Source organism: Luteitalea sp. TBR-22 (assembly GCF_016865485.1).
Lineage (GTDB): Bacteria > Acidobacteriota > Vicinamibacteria > Vicinamibacterales > Vicinamibacteraceae > Luteitalea.
Map to the genome: position 1 here is coordinate 4,587,303 of NZ_AP024452.1, position 17,177 is coordinate 4,604,479.

The window sequence follows — 17,177 nt, forward strand, 5'->3', positions numbered from 1 at the left end:
TCCCGCCCGCGTGCGCTCCCTCGTCGACGACTTCGCAGGCCGTCGCGTCCTCGTGGTCGGGGACGTGATGCTCGATCACTTCCTCTTCGGCCGCGTGCAGCGCCTCTCGCCCGAGGCGCCCGTGCCGATCGTCGAGTACGCCCGCGACGAGTACCGCCCGGGGGGCGCGGCCAACGTCGCGACCAACCTCGCTGCCCTCGGCGCCGTGGTGCACCTGGTCAGCGTGGTCGGCGAGGACGAGGCCGCCGACCGGTTGCGGACGGGACTGGCCCGCGCCGCCGTCGCGGCCGACTCGCTGGTCGTCGATCCGACCCGCCCGACGACGCGCAAGCTGCGCATCGTGACGCAGCGCCAGCAGCAGGTGGCGCGCGTCGACTTCGAGAGCGATGCCGACGTCAGCGAGGAGGTGGCGGCGACGCTCGGCGACCGCCTCGCGGCGCGGGCCGCCGAAGCCGACGTGATCCTGATCTCGGACTACCTGAAGGGCGTCATCACGGCCAGCGTGATGGCGCGCGTCCTGGCCGTGGCCCGCGACCGGAACCTCGACGTGCTCGTCGATCCCAAGATCCCGCACCTGGATCTGTATCGCGGCGTGACGCTGGTGACCCCCAACCAGCTGGAGGCCGAGACGGCGGCGCACGCCCGCATCCGATCGGACGCCGACGCGCGCGACGTCGCGCGGCGCCTCAAGTCGATGCTGCAGTGCGAGTCGGTGGTGGTGACCCGCGGCGAGCACGGGATGTGGGTCCTGGACGGCAGCGTGGAGCCGGCCGTCGAGGCCAACTTCGCCGCGACGGCCCTCGAGGTGTCGGACGTGACCGGCGCCGGCGACACGGTGATTGCCACGCTCGCCCTCGCCCTCGCGGCCGGCGCGACGTTGCTCGACGCCGCCCGGCTGGCCACCACCGCCGCGGGCGTGGCGGTGAGCCGGTTCGGTGCCGTCGCCGTCACGCGCGACGAGTTGCTGGCGAGACTGCCGTAGGGCCGGCCTTCGTCATTCGGCCTTCGGCCTTGGCAGGCGTCCCCAAGGGCGACGCCTACCCTCTTCTACCTTCGTCTTCCGAGCCCTGAGCCGTAAGCCCGACGCTCAGTGCCGGAAGTGCCGCCGGCCGGTGAACACCATCGCGATGCCGTGCTCGTCGGCCGCCGCGATCACCTCTTCGTCGCGCACCGATCCCCCGGGCTGCACGACGGCGGTCGCGCCGGCGGCCGCGATCGCGTCAAGCCCGTCCCGGAACGGGAAGAACGCGTCGGAGGCGACCACCGAGCCCTTCAGGTTGCCCTCGCCGGCCTTCATCATCGCCACCTTCACCGAGTCGACGCGGCTCATCTGGCCGGCGCCGACGCCAAGCGTGCGATCGGCGGAGGCGAACAGGATCGTGTTCGACTTCACGTGCGCGCACACGCGCCAGGCGAACCGCAGGGCCTGCCACTCCTCGGCCGTCGGCTGACGCTTGGTCACCACGCGCAAGCCCGCGCTCTCGGCCGACCACGGCTGGCTGGCCTCGATCACCCGATCGCGCTGCTGCACGAGCGTCGCGCCGAGAATCGACCGCCACTCGAGCGCATCGGCCGACGCCAGCGCCGCGAAGTCCGCGGTCACGACGCGGAGGTTCGCCTTCCTGGAGAGGACCGCCAGCGCCGCCGGTTCGACCGACGGCGCGACCACGGCCTCGATGAAGGTCGTGACGATCGCCTCGGCGGTGGCGACGTCGATCGCGCGGTTGAGGCCGATGATGCCGCCGAAGGCCGACAGCGGATCGGCCTCGCGGGCGCGGACGTAGGCATCGGCGGCGTCGGTGCCGGTGGCCACGCCGCACGGGTTGGTGTGCTTGATGACGCTGGCCGCCGGCTCGGTGAACTCGAGCACGATGCGCGCCGCGGCATCGAGATCGAGCAGGTTGGTGAAGCTCAGTTCCTTCCCCTGGTGGATCGTCACGTTGCCGAACCCGGTGGGCCCGTCGGCGTACCACGCGGCGGGCTGGTGCGGGTTCTCGCCGTAACGCAGCGTCCGGATGCGCGAGAGCGATCGCGTGACGGCCTCCGGGAACGGCTCGCGATCGGCGGTCGGGATGCGCGTGCCGCCCTCGTCGCTCATCGTGACGTGCGCAAGTTCCGACGCGATCATCTGGTCGTAGGCGCCGGTATGGGCGAAGGCCTTGCGCGCGAGCTCGAATCGCAGCGCCTGCGGCACGGCGCCGGCGGCGAGTGCCTCGAGGACGCGCGGGTAGTCGGCCGGGTCGACCAGGACCAGCACGTCGCGGAAGTTCTTGGCAGCCGCGCGCACCATGCCGGGACCGCCGATGTCCACCTGCTCGATCAGGCCCGGCACCGTCGTGGACGGGTCAGCGGCCGCCTTCGCGAACGGGTAGAGGTTGACCACCACGAGATCGATGAGCGGGATGCCGTGCTCGGCCAGTGAGGCGAGATGGTCAGGCTTGTCGCGGCGCGCCAGGATACCGCCGTGGACGCGGGGGTGCAGCGTCTTGACGCGGCCGTCGAGCATCTCGGGAAAGCCGGTGATTTCCGACACCTGGCTGACCGGCAACCCCTCGGCCTCGAGCGCCCTGGCGGTGCCGCCGGTGGAGAGGAGGTGGAAGCCGAGGTCCGCCAGCCCGCGCGCGAAGGGCGCCAGGCCGGTCTTGTCGGACACGCTGATCAGGGCGTACGAAGACATAGGGGTAGGAAAGTAGGGGTTTACGTGGCTTGACACTGCTGAGCAGGCGTCGCTATCCTTGCCGGCGCCGGACAGCCAGATGAGCGAAATTCGAAGGTTTCCGGTGTAACCGTACGCCTGGGCCCTTGGCGGCCGAGCGTACCTTCTGCCGGTCGGCCGGCAGCGAAGCAAGGCAGGTCAGCACCATGGAACGCATCACGGGCAAGGTCAAGTGGTTCAACAACGCCAAGGGCTACGGGTTCATCGAGCGCGAATCGGGGAGTGACGTGTTCGTCCACTTCTCCGCCATCCAGGGCGCGGGCTTCCGCACGCTCGAGGAGGGCCAGCCGGTCGAATTCGAGATCGTCGACGGTCCGAAGGGACCGCAGGCCGGCAACGTCACGAAGGTCAGCTAGGCTCGCGCCGCCGGACCCGTGGGCGGCCCGCCGCCCGCCCACGGACACCCGCCTTACCACCCCTCCTCGCGCTGCGTTCTCCTTACGCATCCGGTTCATCGGCGCCCCCGACCTTCACGGCCTGCGCCGTCAGGTTGACGTGGCCGTCCACCCGCGTGACGCGGAACCACACCTGGTCGCCGGGGTGCCGCTCCTGCAGCGTCCGCACCTGATCGCGGACCATGCCGGCGAACCTGTGGAAGGGCACGACCTCGCGCCCCTCGTCTCGCCTCGCCTCCATCAACGCCTCGTAGAGCGCGCGCAGCTTGTCCGACTCGTGCAGCGGGTCGCTGAGGCGCGTGGCGTGCACCACCTCGGCCGCCCCGGCAGGGGGCGAGGCCGGCGACGGCCGCTGGAAGGGCCCGCCGCGCCCCTCTTCCCTGGCCCGCACGCCGCGATCCCACAGGTCGCAGAACGAGGAGTACCGCGCCTGCAGCGTCGAGAACTGGAAGCGCAGCACCGCGCTGTCGAAGTACGCGCGGTCGAAGCGCTTGAAGGTGCGGTCGAGCGCCGCTCGGCTCTCCAGCGGCGGGCGGCCGGTCCGCCCGGAGAAGTACATGGTGTACTCGGCCTCGACCTTCTTCAGTTGCACCGACAGGGCCTGCAACTCACGTTCGAGGGCGCTCGGCTGGGGCACGGCGGTCGGGGCCTTCCGGGCGCGCGCGGCGCGCCTCAGCGGGGCAGCAGGAACCAGGTCAACGGCAGCCAGAGCTCCCGAGCGAACGGCACCGGGCGGTCGTCGACCAGCACCTCGCAGCCGGGATACCGGCCGACGATCGCGAACAGGTCGCGCAGTTGCGTCGCCTGCCCGGCGTAGAAGCGGGCGCGCACGCGGAAGCCCTCCCCGCTGCCCACCTCGCGGTACTCCGCCGACGCCCTGGCCAACTGCACGGCGGCATCGAAGTCCGGGCCGGCAAAGCGGGGGAACACCAGCGTGAACGAGAACGGGATGTCGGCCGCCCCGAACAACGCGGTGCGCAGGTCGGGATCGAGCGCCGCGAGTTCCTCGGGCGTCGGCTCCTCGGTGAGATCGACGTACGGCCAGAACCGCTCCTGCGGCTGGTAATCCGGCAGCGCGGGTGCGTCGGTCCGGGGGGGCGTGGAGGCGGGCGTGTCGGTCATGCGCAACGGGCACGGGCCCTGGCCCGTCCCGGTGGCGCGACGCCCCGGCGGACAGGGCCGCCCGCGGGTGGAATGGTAGCATCGCGGCGTGTCACGGGCGCGGCTGATCCCGGCAATCGACGTGCTGCTCGGGCTCCCGGCTGCCGGGCCCCTGGCCGAACGCCACGGGGCCCGCGCGTTCCGCGCCGCGCTCGAGGCGGCGGTGGCGCGCGTGCGCGCGGCCCTGCTCGCCGGCGACGACGAAACGGACTCGCGGGACGCCGTCGCGGCGCGCATCCTCGAGGCCACCGCCACCGCGCTCGACGCCGCGGCGCGCCCCTCGCTCCGCGCGGCCATCAATGCCACCGGCGTGGTGATCCACACCAACCTGGGTCGGGCGCCGCTGGCCCGCACGGCCCTCGACGCCATGGCGGCCGTCGCCGCCGGCTACAGCACCCTGGAGTACGACATCGTCACCGGCGGCCGGGGCAGCCGCCACCTGCATCTGGATGCCCTGCTGGCGGAGGCGACGGGCGCGGCGGCCGGCGTGGCCACCAACAACACGGCCGCAGGGCTGACGCTCGCGCTCGCCGCCATCGCGGCGGGGCGAGAGGTGATCATCAGCCGCGGCGAACTCGTGGAGATCGGCGGCGGCTTCCGCGTCCCCGACATCCTGCGGGGCTCGGGGGCGCTGCTGCGCGAGGTCGGGACGACCAACCGGACTCGCGTCGCCGACTATGCCGCCGCGATCACCGATCGGACCGCCGCAATCCTCCGCGTCCACCCGTCGAACTTCCGGATGGAGGGGTTCACGGCACGGCCGTCGCTCGGTGAGCTCTCCGGCGTCGCCCGCGGTCTGGGCGTGCCCGTGATCGAGGATCAGGGCAGCGGCTGGCTCGGGTTCGACCTGTTCCCTGACGGCACCTTCCCGCCCGAGGCGCGCGCCGTGCTCGCGCATGAGCCGGCGGTGCGCGAGAGCATCCGCGACGGCGCCGACGTGGTGGCGTTCAGTGGCGACAAGCTGCTCGGGGGACCGCAAGCGGGGTTGCTGGTGGGCCGTGCCGACCTGCTGGCGTGCATCAGGAAGCATCCGCTCATGCGCGCGGTCAGGGTGGACAAGGTGACCTACGCGGGCCTCGACGCCACGCTGCGGGCGTTCCTGGCGGGTCGTGCCGGCCGGGAGGTTCCCGTCATGCGGATGCTGGCGCTCTCCGACGAGGCCCTGGAGACGCGTGCGCGGGTGCTTGCCCGTCGACTGGACGAGGCCGGCGTGGCCTGCGAGACGGCCGCCGGACTGTCGACGATCGGCGGGGGATCGACGCCAGGGGCGACGCTGCCGACGACGCTGGTGCGACTGCGGACCTCGTCGCCTGACGCCCTCGCGGCGGCGCTGCGGCGGGGCGACCCGCCGGTCATCGCCCGGGTCCACGACGGCGCCGTGTGCCTCGACCCGAGGACGATCGGCGAGGCCGAGGAGGATGCGCTGGTGCAGGCGGTGTCGACCGCTCGAGGCCGGCGCGCGGTGCCGTCCTGATGACGGCGGCGTGGGACCCGCCGCCCGGCAAGAGTGGGGCGCCCGTCACGGCGAGCGATGCGTGCGGCGCGCGTCGACTGGCTCAGGCGCCGTAGTGCGCGGTGACCCACTCGCGGTAGGAGCCGCTGGTCACGTGCAGCACCCAGTCCTGGTGGTCGAGGTACCACTGGACCGTCTGGCGCATCCCGGCCTCGAAGGTGTGCGAGGGCTCCCAGGCCAGTTCGGTGCGGATCTTCGTCGGGTCGATCGCGTAGCGCCGGTCGTGACCGGGACGATCGCGCACGTAGGTGATCAGGTCCGAGTACCGGCCGTCGGGACGCGGCTGCAGCTCGTCGAGGATGCCGCACAGCGTGTGGACGACGGCGATGTTCTGCCGCTCGCTGTTGCCGCCGACGTTGTAGGTCTCCCCCACCCGACCGGCGTCGAGCACGCGCACGATCGCCGAGCAGTGATCCTCCACGTACAACCAGTCGCGCACGTTCTTGCCGTCGCCGTAGACCGGCAGCGGCTTGCCCGCCAGGGCGTTGTGGATGATCAGCGGGATCAGCTTCTCGGGAAACTGGTACGGCCCGTAGTTGTTGGAGCAGTTGGTCGTGAGCGTCGGCAGGCCGTAGGTGTGGTGGTACGCGCGCACGAGGTGATCGGACCCGGCCTTGGAGGCCGAGTACGGGCTGTTGGGCGCGTACGGCGTCGTCTCGGAGAACGCCGGATCGTCGGCGCCCAGCGAGCCGTAGACCTCGTCGGTCGAGACGTGCAGGAAGCGGAACGCGTGGCGGGCGTCGCCGTCGAGCGAGGCCCAGTAGGCCTTGACCTCGTCGATCAGCGCGAAGGTGCCGACCAGGTTGGTCTCGACGAAGGCGGCGGGGCCGTGGATGGAACGATCGACGTGGCTCTCGGCCGCGAAGTTGACGACGGCCACCGGCTGGTGCTCACGCAACAGGCGCGACACCACGGCACGATCGCCGATGTCGCCGCGCACCAGTTCGTGCCGCGGGTTGCCCTCGAGTACCGCCAGGTTCTCCGGGTTGCCCGCGTACGTCAGCTTGTCGAGGTTGACGACCCGCCCCTCGCGGCGCGCGAGCCAGTAGTGCACGAAGTTGGCGCCGATGAAGCCGGCGCCGCCGGTCACAAGGATCGTGGCCATCGAGAATTTGAAACTTGAACTTCCAAATTGGACTGGTCTAGCGGCCGAAGGTCGCTAGAACAGTCCCTGCACGCTCTGCACCGCGAGGTTGATCACGCGGGTCGGGACGACACCGAGGTAGAAGATGGCCAGCGTCGCGATGGCCAGGCCGGCCACGGCGCTGCGCGGCACCGCGGGCGCCGGGTCGATGGCGACCTCGTCGGACATGTACATGAGCACCACGATGCGCAGGTAGAAGTACACCGAGATGACGCTCGTGAGCACGCCGATGATCGCCAGGGCGTAGTAGCCCTCCTGCACGGCCGCGGCGAACACGTACCACTTGGCCACGAACCCGGCCGTCGGCGGCAGGCCGCCGAGCGACAGCAGGAAGATGGTCATGACCGCCGCCATGCCGGGACGGCGGTGCCACAGGCCCGCGAAGTCGCGCACGTTGTCGTGCGGGTGGTCCTCGGTCGACAACAGGGCCATCACGCCGAAGGCCGCGACGTTGGTGATCCCGTACGAGGCCAGGTAGAACAGCATGCCGGCCTTGCCGACCGAGTTGGCGGCGATGAGGCCGACCAGCAGGTAGCCACCGTGCGCGATGCTCGAGTACGCCAGCATGCGCTTGACGTTGCCCTGCGCCACGCCGACCGTCGTGCCGAGCACCATCGTCGCGACGGCCAGCGCCGAGACGATCGGGGCCCACTCGGCGTGCATCGGCTCGAAGGCCGACAGGAACACGCGGATGAAGGCGGCGAAGGCGGCGGCCTTGACGCCGGTGGACATGAAGCCGGTGACCAGGGTGGGCGCGCCCTCGTAGGCGTCGGGCGTCCACATGTGGAACGGTACGGCCGACACCTTGAACGCGAAGCCGACCAGCAGCAGCGCGAGGGCGAGGATCACCATCACGCTCGGCGCGTTGACCTGGCTGGCCAGGGTCGCGGCGACCTGCTCGAGGCGGGTGCTGCCGACGACACCGTAGGTGAACGCGACGCCGTACAGGAAGAACGCGCTCGAGAACGCCCCGAGGATGAAGTACTTGAACGACGCCTCGGCGCCGGCCTCGCTGCTGCGGCGGATGCCGGTCAGCACGTACACCGACAGCGACATCACCTCGAGGGCGAGGAAGATCACCAGCAGGTCGCTGGCGCCGGCCATCAGCATCATCCCGGAGATGCCGAAGAGCATCAGCGTGAAGTACTCGCCGGCCGGGATGCGTTCCCGCTCGACGACCGACGTCGAGAACAGGATCGTCAGGATGCCGATCGCGCACAGCGTGACGTTCAGGAACAGCGCGAAGTTGTCGGCGCGCATGACGCCGAAGCCGGTGAGGTCGCGGCCCCACAGCAGCATCGAGGCGATGGCGGCGCCGGTGAGCCCGATCAGGCCCAAGCCGCCCAGCGGCACCTTCTCGCCCTTCGGCTGGAACGACTCGGCCACCATCGTCACGATCGCGGTGAGCGTGACGATGAGGGTCGGCATGATGGCTTGCAGGTCGGTCATCATCGGGCTGCCTGCTCCGAGATCACTGAGGGGAGGCTCCGCTCGGCGAGCGGGCCGCTCGCGGCCGGAACGGGCCGCGGCGTGGTGAGGGGCACGGCCCCGGCGAGGGCGGGCCGTTGCGCGTGCAGGCGCTGCACCAGCCGGTCGACCGAGGGCGCCATCGGCGCCAGGAACACGTTCGGGAACACGCCCATGACGATGGCGAGCACCAGAATCGGTCCGAGGGCGGCCCACTCACGCGGCTCGAGGTCGTGCAGGTCCTTGTTCTTGGGGTTGGTGAGCGGCCCGTAGTTCACGCGCTGGAACATCCACAGCATGTACACGGCCGAGAGGATCACGCCGGTGGCGGCGACGGCGGCCAGGGCCGGGCGCCAGCGGTAGCCACCGAGCAGCGACAGGAACTCGCCGATGAAGCCGTTGAGGCCGGGCATGCCGATCGACGAGAGCGTGACGATCAGGAACGCGGCGACCAGCTTCGGCGTGACGTGCTTCAGGCCGCCGTACTCGGCGATCTGGCGGGTGTGGCGCCGGTCCGAGAGCATGCCGACGATGAGGAACAGGCCGCCGGTGCTGATGCCGTGGTTGAGCATCTGGTAGATGGCGCCCTCGAGGCCCTGGACGTTGGCCGCGCAGATGCCGAGCACGATCACGCCCATGTGGCTCACCGAGGAGTAGGCCACCAGCTTCTTCATGTCGGGCTGCACCATCGCGACCAGCGCGCCGTAGACGATGCCGATCACCGCCAGGGTGCCGATCCAGGGCGCCACCTGCAGCGCCGCGTCGGGGAACAGCGGGAACGCGAAACGGATCAGGCCGTAGGTGCCCATCTTCAGGAGCACGCCGGCCAGGATCACCGAGCCGGCGGTCGGCGCCTGCACGTGCGCGTCGGGCAGCCACGTGTGGAACGGGAACAGCGGCACCTTGATCGCGAAGGCGAGCGCGAAGGCGAGGAAGAACCAGAGCTGCGTCCGCGGGTCGAGCGAGAGCTGGTACAGCTGCAGCACGTTGAAGCTGTACTGCCCCGTCGCCTGGGCGTGGATCACCGCCAGGCCGATGATGGCGATGAGCATCAGGACGCTGCCCGCCATCGTGTAGAGGATGAACTTGACCGCCGCGTACACCCGCTGGTCGTAGCCCCAGATCCCGATGAGGAAGTACATCGGAATGAGCATCGCGTCCCAGAAGATGTAGAAGAGGAACAGGTCCAGCGACAGGAACACGCCGAGCATGCCGGTCTCGAGCGCCAGGATGAAGAAGGAGAACTCCTTCACCTTCTTCTCCACGCCGTGCCACGAGGACAGCAGGGCGAGGGGCGTCAGGAACCCGGTCAGGACGACCAGCCACAGGCTGATGCCGTCGACGCCCAGGTGGTAGTCGATGCCGAACGCGGGAATCCACGCCACCCGCTCGACGAGCTGGAAGTCGGCCGAGACGGGGTCGAAGGCGCGCCAGACCGCGAGGGTCAGCACGAACACCACCAGCGAGATGGCGAGCGCGACGTTGCGCACCAGGCCGTTCCGCTCGCCGTCCTTGTTGGGCAGGGCGAGCAGCAGGAGCGCGCCGATGAGCGGCGCGAAGACGGTGAGGGTGAGGAGCGGGAAGGTCATCGCGCGAGGAAGTACCCCAGGACCAGCAGCGCGCCCGTGAAGAGCGACGCCGCGTAGACGCGCACCGAGCCGGTCTGCAGCAGGCGCAACGCGCCGGCCGACTCGCGCACCAGATGACCCGTGCCGTTGACGGCGCCGTCGATGATCCTGGCGTCGACCGTCTTCCAGAGCACGGAGGAAGACCCATCACGCAGCGGGTGCACGATCGCCGCGTCGTAGATCTCGTCCACGTAGTACTTGTTCAACAGGAGGCGGTGGAGGGGCGCCAGGCTGCGCGCCGCGCCGTCGGCCGCCTCGGGCCGCTGCAGGAAGAAGAATGCCGCCAGGCCGATGCCGACGAAGGCCAGCACCGTGGACACGCCCATGAGCGTGAGCTCGGTCTGCGTCTTGGCGGGATCGGCGTGTTCCGCTGCCGCGCCGTGCTCGCTGGCCGGGGCCTCGTGGCCACCGTCAGCCACGGCAGGCGCGCCGTGGTCCATCGCCGGCATCGCGTGGTCGCCGGCCGGCGCCCCGTGATCGCCGCCAGCGACGGCCGGGCCGTGCGCCGCAGCCGCCGGATGGAAGGCCGGGTGCAGGAAGGTCTCGATGGCGTTGCTGCCGCCGAGCGCGTGCGGCACGCCGACGTAGCCAGCCGCGACCGAACCGAGCGCCAGCAGCACCAGCGGCCCGGCCATCGCCCACGGCGACTCGTGCGGCGCGCCGTGGTGGCCGTGCCCATGCGAGTGGTCATCGTGCGCGGCGTGGGTGTCGTGCCCGTGCCCATGCGCGTCGTGGCCGTGTGCCGCGCTCGCCCCGAGCGGAGTCGAGGGGTGGGCGTCATGGCCGTCGTGGCCCGCCACCTCGAACCGCTCCTTGCCGTGGAACGTCATGAAGATGAGGCGGAACATGTAGCAGGCCGTCAGCAGGCCCGTGAGGGCGCCGATGGCCCACAGGCCGGTGTGGCCCGTGTAGTAGGCCTGGAACAGGATTTCGTCCTTGCTGAAGAACCCGGCCAGGCCGGGCACGCCGGCGATGGCCGCCGCGCCGATCACGAACGTCCAGTAGGTGATCGGCATGTACTTCTTCAGCCCGCCCATCTTCCGCATGTCCTGCTCGCCGGCCATCGCATGGATGACCGAGCCGGAGCCGAGGAACATCAGGGCCTTGAAGAACGCGTGCGTGTAGAGGTGGAAGACGCCGGCCGAGAAGGCGCCGACGCCCATCGCCAGGAACATGTACCCGAGCTGCGACACCGTCGAGTACGCGAGCACGCGCTTGATGTCGTTCTGCACCAGGCCGATCGTGCCGGCCATCAGCGCAGTCAGCGCGCCGATCACCGCCACCACCTGCATCGTGTGCGGCGCGTGCGCGAACAGCTCGGCGTTGCGGCCGATCATGTACACGCCCGCGGTCACCATCGTCGCCGCGTGGATGAGGGCAGAGACCGGCGTCGGCCCCTCCATGGCGTCGGGCAGCCAGACGTACAGCGGAATCTGCGCCGACTTGCCGGTGGCGCCGATGAAGAACAGCAGCGTCGTGATCGACAGCACGCCCCAGGTGAGCTCGACGGGCATCGTCGCGACCTTCTGCGCGATGGCCGTGAAGTCGAGGGTGCCGAAGGTGACGAACGCGCCGAACATGCCGAGGATGAAGGCGAAGTCACCGATGCGGTTGACGATGAACGCCTTCTTGCCGGCATCGGTGGCCGACTTCTTGGAGAACCAGAAGCCGATGAGCAGGTAGGAGCAGAGGCCGACGCCCTCCCAGCCCACGAACATGATCGGGAAGCTGGCGCCGAGCACCAGCGTGAGCATGAACGCGACGAACAGGTTCAGGTACGAGAAGTAGCGCGCGTACTCGCCGTCGCGCTCCTCGTGCATGTAGCTGGTCGAGTAGATGTGGATCAGCGAGCCGATGCCGGTGATGACCAGGATCATCACGGTCGAGAGCGGGTCGAGGCGCAGCGCGAAGGGGACGGTGAAGTCGCCCGACGACATCCACGTGAAGACCGTCTGCTCGAGGACGCGCTGGTCGGCCGGGGCGCCGAAGATCTGCGCCGCCGCGGCCAGCGACAGGCCGAACGACGCCAGCAGCGCCGCGACGGCGACGCCGCCCGACACGGCCTTGGGGAGCTTCCGGCCGAGGAACGCGTTGATCAGGAACCCGATGAACGGGGCGAGGATGATGAACAGGAGCATCGCGTCTTGTCGCCCTACCACTTCAGGGAGGTGAAGGCATCGGGCGTGAGCGTCTCCCGGTGCCGGAACAGGGCGATGACGATCGCCAGGCCGACGGCGGCCTCTGCCGCCGCCACGGTCATCACGAAGAACGTGATGATCTGGCCCTCGACCGACCCGTTGAAGCGCCCGAGCGCCACGAACGTCAGGTTCACGGCGTTGAGCATGATCTCCACCGACAGCAGCAGCGTGATCAGGTTGCGCCGCAGGAAGATGCCGGCGGTCCCGATGCTGAACAGCAGCGCGGAGAGAAGCAGGTAGTGATTGAGCGTGATCATCGGCGGATGTCCGGGCCTAGACGGTCTTCTTGGCCAGCACCACGGCGCCGACCATGGCGACGAGGATGAGGATCGAGGTGACCTCGAACGCGAAGGCGTGGTCGCGGAACAGCATGACGCCGATGTCGCGGACCGAGGCGACCCGCGCAGCGGCCTGCGGGTCGTTGACGAAGGGCACCGCCCCGAGCCGGCTGAGCGCCCACACCAGCATCGTGCCCATGCCGAGCGCGAGCACCGCGCCGAACGCCTTGACGCCGCCGGGAATCGGCAGCTGGGCGCCCGGGGCGACGTCCTCCCGCGGCGCGTTGAGCAGCATCACCACGAAGAGGAACAGCACCATGATGGCGCCGGCGTACACGACGATCTGGGTGACCGCGACGAACGGCGAGTCGAGGCCCACGTAGAGGCCGGCCAGCGAGATGAACGACCCGATGAGCAGCAGCACGCTGTACATCGGATTGCGCTGCCCGATGACCCCGAGCGAGCAGATCAGCGAGATGGCGGCGAACAGGTAGAAGAGCCAGGGGGCCACGGGTCTCAGCTCCAGTAGAGGACGCCGGCGGCCGTCACCAGCAGGTTGACGATCGAGAGCGGCAGCAGGCGCTTCCAGCCGAAGTCCATCAGCTGGTCGTAGCGGTAGCGCGGGAGCGTCCAGCGCATCCAGATGTAGAAGAACAGCAGGAAGGCGAGCTTGCCGATGAACCACAGCGGCCCCAGCCAGTCGGGCAGGCCGGGCATGTAGAAGCCGCCCAGGAACAGGCTCGTGGCGACGCCGCACACCACCACCATGTTCACGTACTCGGCCAGGAAGAACAGCGCGAACGACATCGAGCTGTACTCGGTGTGGTAGCCGGCGACCAGTTCCTGCTCCGCTTCAGGGAAGTCGAACGGCGCGCGGTTGGTCTCGGCGATGCCGGCCACGAAGAAGATGAAGAAGCCGACCGGCGCGAGGAACACGTACCAGCGCGGCACCGGGATGGCGTTGAACAGCCACCACACCCCGGCCTGCGCGTCGACGATCTCGCGCAGCGACAGCGTGTTGGCGATCACCAGGACCGACGCCAGCGACATGCCGTAGGCGAGCTCGTAGCTGACCATCTGCGCCGAGCTGCGCAGGCCGCCGAGCAGCGAGTACTTGCTGTTGGAGGCCCAGCCGGCCAGCACGATGCCGTAGATGCCCATCGAGGTGATGGCGAACACCACGAGCACCGCCACGTTCAGGTCGGCCACCTGCAGCGGCACCGGCTTCTCCAGCAGCCCGAAGAACGTCGTCGGCGGGCCGAACGGGATCACGGCGAATGCCGCGAAGGCCGTCGTCGCCGAGAGGATCGGCGCCAGGTAGAACAGCCACTTGTCGGCGGCGACCGGACGGAGCTCCTCCTTGAAGATCAGCTTGACGATGTCGGCAAGCGGCTGGAGGAGGCCCAGGGGCCCCGTCCGGTTGGGGCCGACGCGCTGCTGGGCCCAGCCGGAGATCTTGCGCTCGAAGTACACGAGCACCGCTGCGGAGATCTGCAGCGCGAAGAAGACCACGCCGATGAGCGAGATCTGGAAGACGAGACTGGGAGTGATCGTCGGCACGGACTCTTCTCGCTAGTGCGCGCCGACGGGCTCGGCCGCGCGGAAGTCGCTCGTCACGGGCGACTCGCCCGTCGTGATGTAGGCCTCGTACTCGGCCCGGAAGTGCTGGATGGTGCTCAGCACGGGCGCGATCTCGGCATCGCCGAACGGGCACAGCGTCTTGCCGCCGATGTTGTCGCACACGCTGAGCAGCAGCTCGACGTCGCGCGGCTCGCCGTCGCCGCGCTCGATCTTGTCGAGGATCTTGTACAGCCAGTCCACGCCCTCGCGGCACGGCGTGCACTTGCCGCACGACTCGTGCTTGTAGAAGTGGATCAGATTCTTGGCCGCCCACACCATGCTGGTCGTCTCGTCCATGACGATGACGGCCGCCGAGCCGAGCATCGAGCCGGCGGCGACCATCCCGTCGAAGCTCAGGTGCGTGTCGAGCTTGTCGGGCAGCAGCACGGGCGTGGAGGAGCCGCCGGGGATCACGGCCTTGATCTGCCGGTCGTGGCGCATGCCGCCGGCGTAGTCGTAGATCAGCTGCCGGAGCGTCGTGTCCATCGGCGCCTCGTAGACGCCGGGCTTCTTCACGTGGCCGCTGATGCAGAACAGCTTCGGCCCGGTGTTCTTCTCGGGCCCGATCGAGGCGAACCACTCGTGGCCCTTCTCGATGATCAGGGGCACGTTGCAGATCGTCTCGACGTTGTTGACCACCGTCGGGCAGCCGTAGAGGCCGACGACGGCCGGGAAGGGCGGCTTGAGGCGGGGCTGCGCGCGCTTGCCCTCGAGTGACTCGATGAGCGCGGTCTCCTCGCCGGCCTCGTACGCGCCGGCGCCGCGATGGATCCAGATGTCGCAGTCCTCGCCGGAGCCGAGGATGTTCTTGCCCACGTAGCCGGCCGCGCGCGCCTTGGCGAGTTCGGCCTCCATCTGCTTCTGCACGTGGTAGAACTCGCCGCGGATGTAGATGTAGCAGGTCCTGGCGCCGATGGCGCGGCAGGCGATCACGCACCCCTCGAACAGCAGGTGCGGGTTGCGCTCCATCAGCACGTGATCCTTGAACGTGCCCGGCTCGCTCTCGTCGGCGTTGACGCACAGGTACTTCGGCTTGGGGTTGTCCTTGGGCACGAAGGACCACTTCAGGCCGGTCGGGAAGCCTGCGCCGCCGCGGCCGCGCAGGCCCGACTTCTTGACGCTGTCGACGATCGCGTCGGGCGCCATGCCGAGGGCGGTGCGCAGGGCCTGGTAGCCGCCGTGCTGCACGTAGAAGTCGAGCGTGTAGCCGTTCGGCTCGTCGACGTACTTGGTCAGGACCGGTTCGAACGTGGGCATGGCCTAGGTACGCTCCTTCACGAGGTGGCACCCGGAGAGGGCCGCGAGGCCCCGGGTCCGCAGGCCCTCGATGAGGGCCGGGACGTCCTCGGGCTGCTGGCACTCGTGCCAGTGCTCGTTGTTCACCATGATCACGGGCGCGCGATCGCACGCCCCGAGGCACTCGAACTCCATCACCGTGAACAGGCCATCGGCGGTGGTCTCGTTGGGCTGCACGTGCAGGTGCTTGCAGAGGGCCGCGGTCACCTTCTCGGCGCCGTTGAGGGCGCACGACAGCGTGCGGCACACCTGCAGGACGTACTTGCCCACCGGCCTGGTGAAGAACATCACGTAGTAGGTGACGACGTCCTCGACCTCGGCCGTCGTGCAGCCGATCACCTCGGCGACGTGGCGCATGGCGTTGAGGGTGACGTGCCCCTGCTGCGCCTGCACCATGTACAGCGCCGAGATGATCGCCGACTTGCGGCGCTCCGGCGGGTAGTGGGTGCAGAGCTCCTCGAGCTGTGCGCGGTGCTCCGGCGTGAACGCGAACGCGGGCCCCTCCTCGGGGATGAAGCGTTCGCTCTTGTGCCAGCCCTCGCCGTAGGGCATCTGCGGGTGGAAACTCATCGATCCGAATCTCCCATCACGACGTCAACCGAGCCGATCACCGCGATGACGTCCGCGATGAGGCCGCCGGCGATCAGCTTGGGCAGCGCCTGCAGCGCCAGGAACGTCGGCGGGCGCGACTTGACGCGCACCGGCCGGTTGGTGCCGTCGGACACGACGTAGAAGCCCTGCTCGCCGCGCGGGCCCTCGATCGGCACGTAGGCGTCGCCGGCCGGCACGGTGAAGCCCTGCGAGTAGATCAGGAAGTGCTGGATGAGCGCTTCCATCTCCGAGTAGACCTTGTCCTTGGGCGGCGGCACGATGCGCGGGTCGTCGACGCCCCACTCGCCGGTCGGGGTGATGCGCGCGATCGCCTGCTTGCAGATCTTCCAGCTCTCGCGCATCTCGGCGCAGCGCACCTGGTAGCGCGCGTAGACGTCGCCCACCTCGCTGGTCGGGACGTCGAAGTCGTAGGTCGCGTAGGTCAGGTACGGGAAGACCTTGCGCACGTCGTACTTGACGCCGGAGCCGCGCGCGATCGGCCCGAGCAGGCCCCAGTCGAGCACGTCCTGCTTGGTCAGGATGCCGACGCCCTTGGTGCGGCCGATCCAGATCGAGTTCTTGGTGAGCATGCCCTCGTACTCGTCCATCTTCGCGGGGAAGCGGTCGAGGAAGGCAGTGACGGCCTGGTGGAAGCCGTGCGGCAGGTCCTCGCGGAGGCCGCCGACGCGGATGTAGCTCGGGAACAGCCGGAATCCGGCGAGCATCTCGTTGATGTTGAGCAGCAGCTCCCGCTCGCGGAAGCAGTACATCATCATCGTGATCGCGCCGATCTCCATCCCGTGGGTGCCGAGCCACACCAGGTGGCTCATGATGCGCTGCAGCTCCGCGATCAGCACGCGGATGTTCTGCACGCGCTCGGGCACCTCCACGCCGAGCAGCTTCTCGACGGCGAGCACGTAGGCCAGCGCGTTGGAGTGTGGCCCGAGGTAGTCCATGCGCTCGACGAGCGGGACGATCTGCTGCCACTTCTTCTGCTCGGCCGTCTTCTCGATCCCGGTGTGCAGGTAGCCGATCGTGGGCTGGGCGCTCACGATCTGCTCGCCGTCGAGCTCGACGACGAGGCGCAGCACGCCGTGCGTGGCGGGATGCTGCGGCCCCATGTTGACCGTCATCGTTTCGGTGCGGATTTCAGCCATATACGGGCTTCGG

At 69.5% G+C, this 17,177-nt stretch carries 16 protein-coding genes; 3 read left to right on the forward strand and 13 right to left on the reverse strand.

Annotated features, from left to right (window positions below; genetic code table 11):
• Positions 1 to 10 precede the first annotated feature (10 nt).
• A complete protein-coding gene (gene rfaE1 / locus TBR22_RS19315; protein WP_239489464.1) occupies positions 11 to 982 on the forward strand; it encodes a D-glycero-beta-D-manno-heptose-7-phosphate kinase in 972 nt (323 codons plus the stop codon).
• 105 nt (positions 983 to 1,087) lie between these two features.
• Here the strand turns inward: rfaE1 and purH are convergent, their stop codons facing one another.
• Positions 1,088 to 2,653 carry a bifunctional phosphoribosylaminoimidazolecarboxamide formyltransferase/IMP cyclohydrolase gene (gene purH, locus TBR22_RS19320; RefSeq protein ID WP_239489465.1) on the reverse strand — a complete coding sequence of 522 codons (1,566 nt, stop codon included), beginning with the start codon at positions 2,651 to 2,653 and terminating at the stop codon, positions 1,088 to 1,090.
• A gap of 209 nt (positions 2,654 to 2,862) precedes the next feature.
• Here purH and TBR22_RS19325 point away from each other — a divergent pair, with 209 nt between their 5' ends.
• The gene (locus tag TBR22_RS19325) at positions 2,863 to 3,072 is read left to right on the forward strand and encodes a cold-shock protein (protein ID WP_239489466.1); all 210 of its coding nucleotides are present in this window, start codon (positions 2,863 to 2,865) and stop codon (positions 3,070 to 3,072) included.
• A gap of 82 nt (positions 3,073 to 3,154) precedes the next feature.
• Here TBR22_RS19325 and TBR22_RS19330 read toward each other — a convergent pair whose 3' ends face one another.
• On the reverse strand, positions 3,155 to 3,748 hold the full coding sequence (locus TBR22_RS19330) for an MXAN_5187 C-terminal domain-containing protein (protein ID WP_239489467.1): 594 nt from the start codon (positions 3,746 to 3,748) through the stop codon (positions 3,155 to 3,157).
• Between the two features lie 35 nt (positions 3,749 to 3,783).
• Positions 3,784 to 4,233 (reverse strand): hypothetical protein, encoded by a 450-nt coding sequence (locus TBR22_RS19335; protein ID WP_239489468.1) that lies wholly within the window; start codon positions 4,231 to 4,233, stop codon positions 3,784 to 3,786.
• An 88-nt stretch (positions 4,234 to 4,321) separates the two neighbouring features.
• On the opposite strand from TBR22_RS19335, the gene selA reads away from it, so the two are divergent.
• On the forward strand, positions 4,322 to 5,746 hold the full coding sequence (selA, locus tag TBR22_RS19340) for an L-seryl-tRNA(Sec) selenium transferase (RefSeq protein WP_239489469.1): 1,425 nt from the start codon (positions 4,322 to 4,324) through the stop codon (positions 5,744 to 5,746).
• An 82-nt stretch (positions 5,747 to 5,828) separates the two neighbouring features.
• Here selA and rfbB read toward each other — a convergent pair whose 3' ends face one another.
• Genes rfbB through nuoD form a run of 10 tightly spaced genes read right to left on the reverse strand, consistent with a single transcriptional unit; the run spans position 5,829 to position 17,164 of the window.
• Complete coding sequence (gene rfbB / locus TBR22_RS19345; RefSeq protein ID WP_239489470.1) at positions 5,829 to 6,890, reverse strand: dTDP-glucose 4,6-dehydratase; 1,062 nt, start codon at positions 6,888 to 6,890, stop codon at positions 5,829 to 5,831.
• A 54-nt stretch (positions 6,891 to 6,944) separates the two neighbouring features.
• Positions 6,945 to 8,378 (reverse strand): NADH-quinone oxidoreductase subunit N, encoded by a 1,434-nt coding sequence (locus TBR22_RS19350; RefSeq protein WP_239489471.1) that lies wholly within the window; start codon positions 8,376 to 8,378, stop codon positions 6,945 to 6,947.
• Positions 8,378 to 9,985 carry an NADH-quinone oxidoreductase subunit M gene (locus TBR22_RS19355; RefSeq protein ID WP_239489472.1) on the reverse strand — a complete coding sequence of 536 codons (1,608 nt, stop codon included), beginning with the start codon at positions 9,983 to 9,985 and terminating at the stop codon, positions 8,378 to 8,380. The genes TBR22_RS19350 and TBR22_RS19355 overlap by 1 nt, the downstream gene beginning before the upstream one ends.
• Positions 9,982 to 12,162, reverse strand: a complete 2,181-nt coding sequence (gene nuoL, locus TBR22_RS19360) for an NADH-quinone oxidoreductase subunit L (RefSeq protein ID WP_239489473.1) — start codon at positions 12,160 to 12,162, stop codon at positions 9,982 to 9,984. Before nuoL ends, TBR22_RS19355 begins: the two co-directional genes overlap by 4 nt.
• A 14-nt stretch (positions 12,163 to 12,176) precedes the next feature.
• Entirely contained in the window at positions 12,177 to 12,479 is a 303-nt protein-coding gene (gene nuoK / locus TBR22_RS19365) for an NADH-quinone oxidoreductase subunit NuoK (RefSeq protein WP_239489474.1), read from the reverse strand.
• Between the two features lie 16 nt (positions 12,480 to 12,495).
• Entirely contained in the window at positions 12,496 to 13,011 is a 516-nt protein-coding gene (locus TBR22_RS19370; protein WP_239489475.1) for an NADH-quinone oxidoreductase subunit J, read from the reverse strand.
• A gap of 5 nt (positions 13,012 to 13,016) precedes the next feature.
• Positions 13,017 to 14,051: an NADH-quinone oxidoreductase subunit NuoH gene (gene nuoH, locus TBR22_RS19375; protein ID WP_370651539.1), complete on the reverse strand. Its 1,035-nt coding sequence runs from the start codon at positions 14,049 to 14,051 to the stop codon at positions 13,017 to 13,019.
• Positions 14,052 to 14,072: 21 nt separating this feature from the next.
• Positions 14,073 to 15,377: an NADH-quinone oxidoreductase subunit NuoF gene (gene nuoF / locus TBR22_RS19380; protein WP_239489477.1), complete on the reverse strand. Its 1,305-nt coding sequence runs from the start codon at positions 15,375 to 15,377 to the stop codon at positions 14,073 to 14,075.
• A 3-nt stretch (positions 15,378 to 15,380) separates the two neighbouring features.
• Entirely contained in the window at positions 15,381 to 15,986 is a 606-nt protein-coding gene (nuoE, locus tag TBR22_RS19385) for an NADH-quinone oxidoreductase subunit NuoE (RefSeq protein WP_239489478.1), read from the reverse strand.
• Positions 15,983 to 17,164: an NADH dehydrogenase (quinone) subunit D gene (nuoD, locus tag TBR22_RS19390; protein ID WP_239489479.1), complete on the reverse strand. Its 1,182-nt coding sequence runs from the start codon at positions 17,162 to 17,164 to the stop codon at positions 15,983 to 15,985. Before nuoD ends, nuoE begins: the two co-directional genes overlap by 4 nt.
• Positions 17,165 to 17,177: the final 13 nt, after the last annotated feature.

Excerpts from the sequence above, each read along its gene's own strand:
- TBR22_RS19350 (WP_239489471.1), bottom strand. The coding sequence starts at position 8,378 with ATGACCGACCTGCAAGCCATCATGCCGACCCTCATCGTCACGCTCACC.
- nuoK (WP_239489474.1), bottom strand. The coding sequence starts at position 12,479 with ATGATCACGCTCAATCACTACCTGCTTCTCTCCGCGCTGCTGTTCAGC.
- TBR22_RS19335 (WP_239489468.1), bottom strand. The coding sequence starts at position 4,233 with ATGACCGACACGCCCGCCTCCACGCCCCCCCGGACCGACGCACCCGCG.
- TBR22_RS19325 (WP_239489466.1), top strand. The coding sequence starts at position 2,863 with ATGGAACGCATCACGGGCAAGGTCAAGTGGTTCAACAACGCCAAGGGC.
- nuoE (WP_239489478.1), bottom strand. The coding sequence starts at position 15,986 with ATGAGTTTCCACCCGCAGATGCCCTACGGCGAGGGCTGGCACAAGAGC.
- TBR22_RS19355 (WP_239489472.1), bottom strand. The coding sequence starts at position 9,985 with ATGACCTTCCCGCTCCTCACCCTCACCGTCTTCGCGCCGCTCATCGGC.
- nuoD (WP_239489479.1), bottom strand. The coding sequence starts at position 17,164 with ATGGCTGAAATCCGCACCGAAACGATGACGGTCAACATGGGGCCGCAG.
- nuoF (WP_239489477.1), bottom strand. The coding sequence starts at position 15,377 with ATGCCCACGTTCGAACCGGTCCTGACCAAGTACGTCGACGAGCCGAAC.
- nuoL (WP_239489473.1), bottom strand. The coding sequence starts at position 12,162 with ATGCTCCTGTTCATCATCCTCGCCCCGTTCATCGGGTTCCTGATCAAC.
- rfbB (WP_239489470.1), bottom strand. The coding sequence starts at position 6,890 with ATGGCCACGATCCTTGTGACCGGCGGCGCCGGCTTCATCGGCGCCAAC.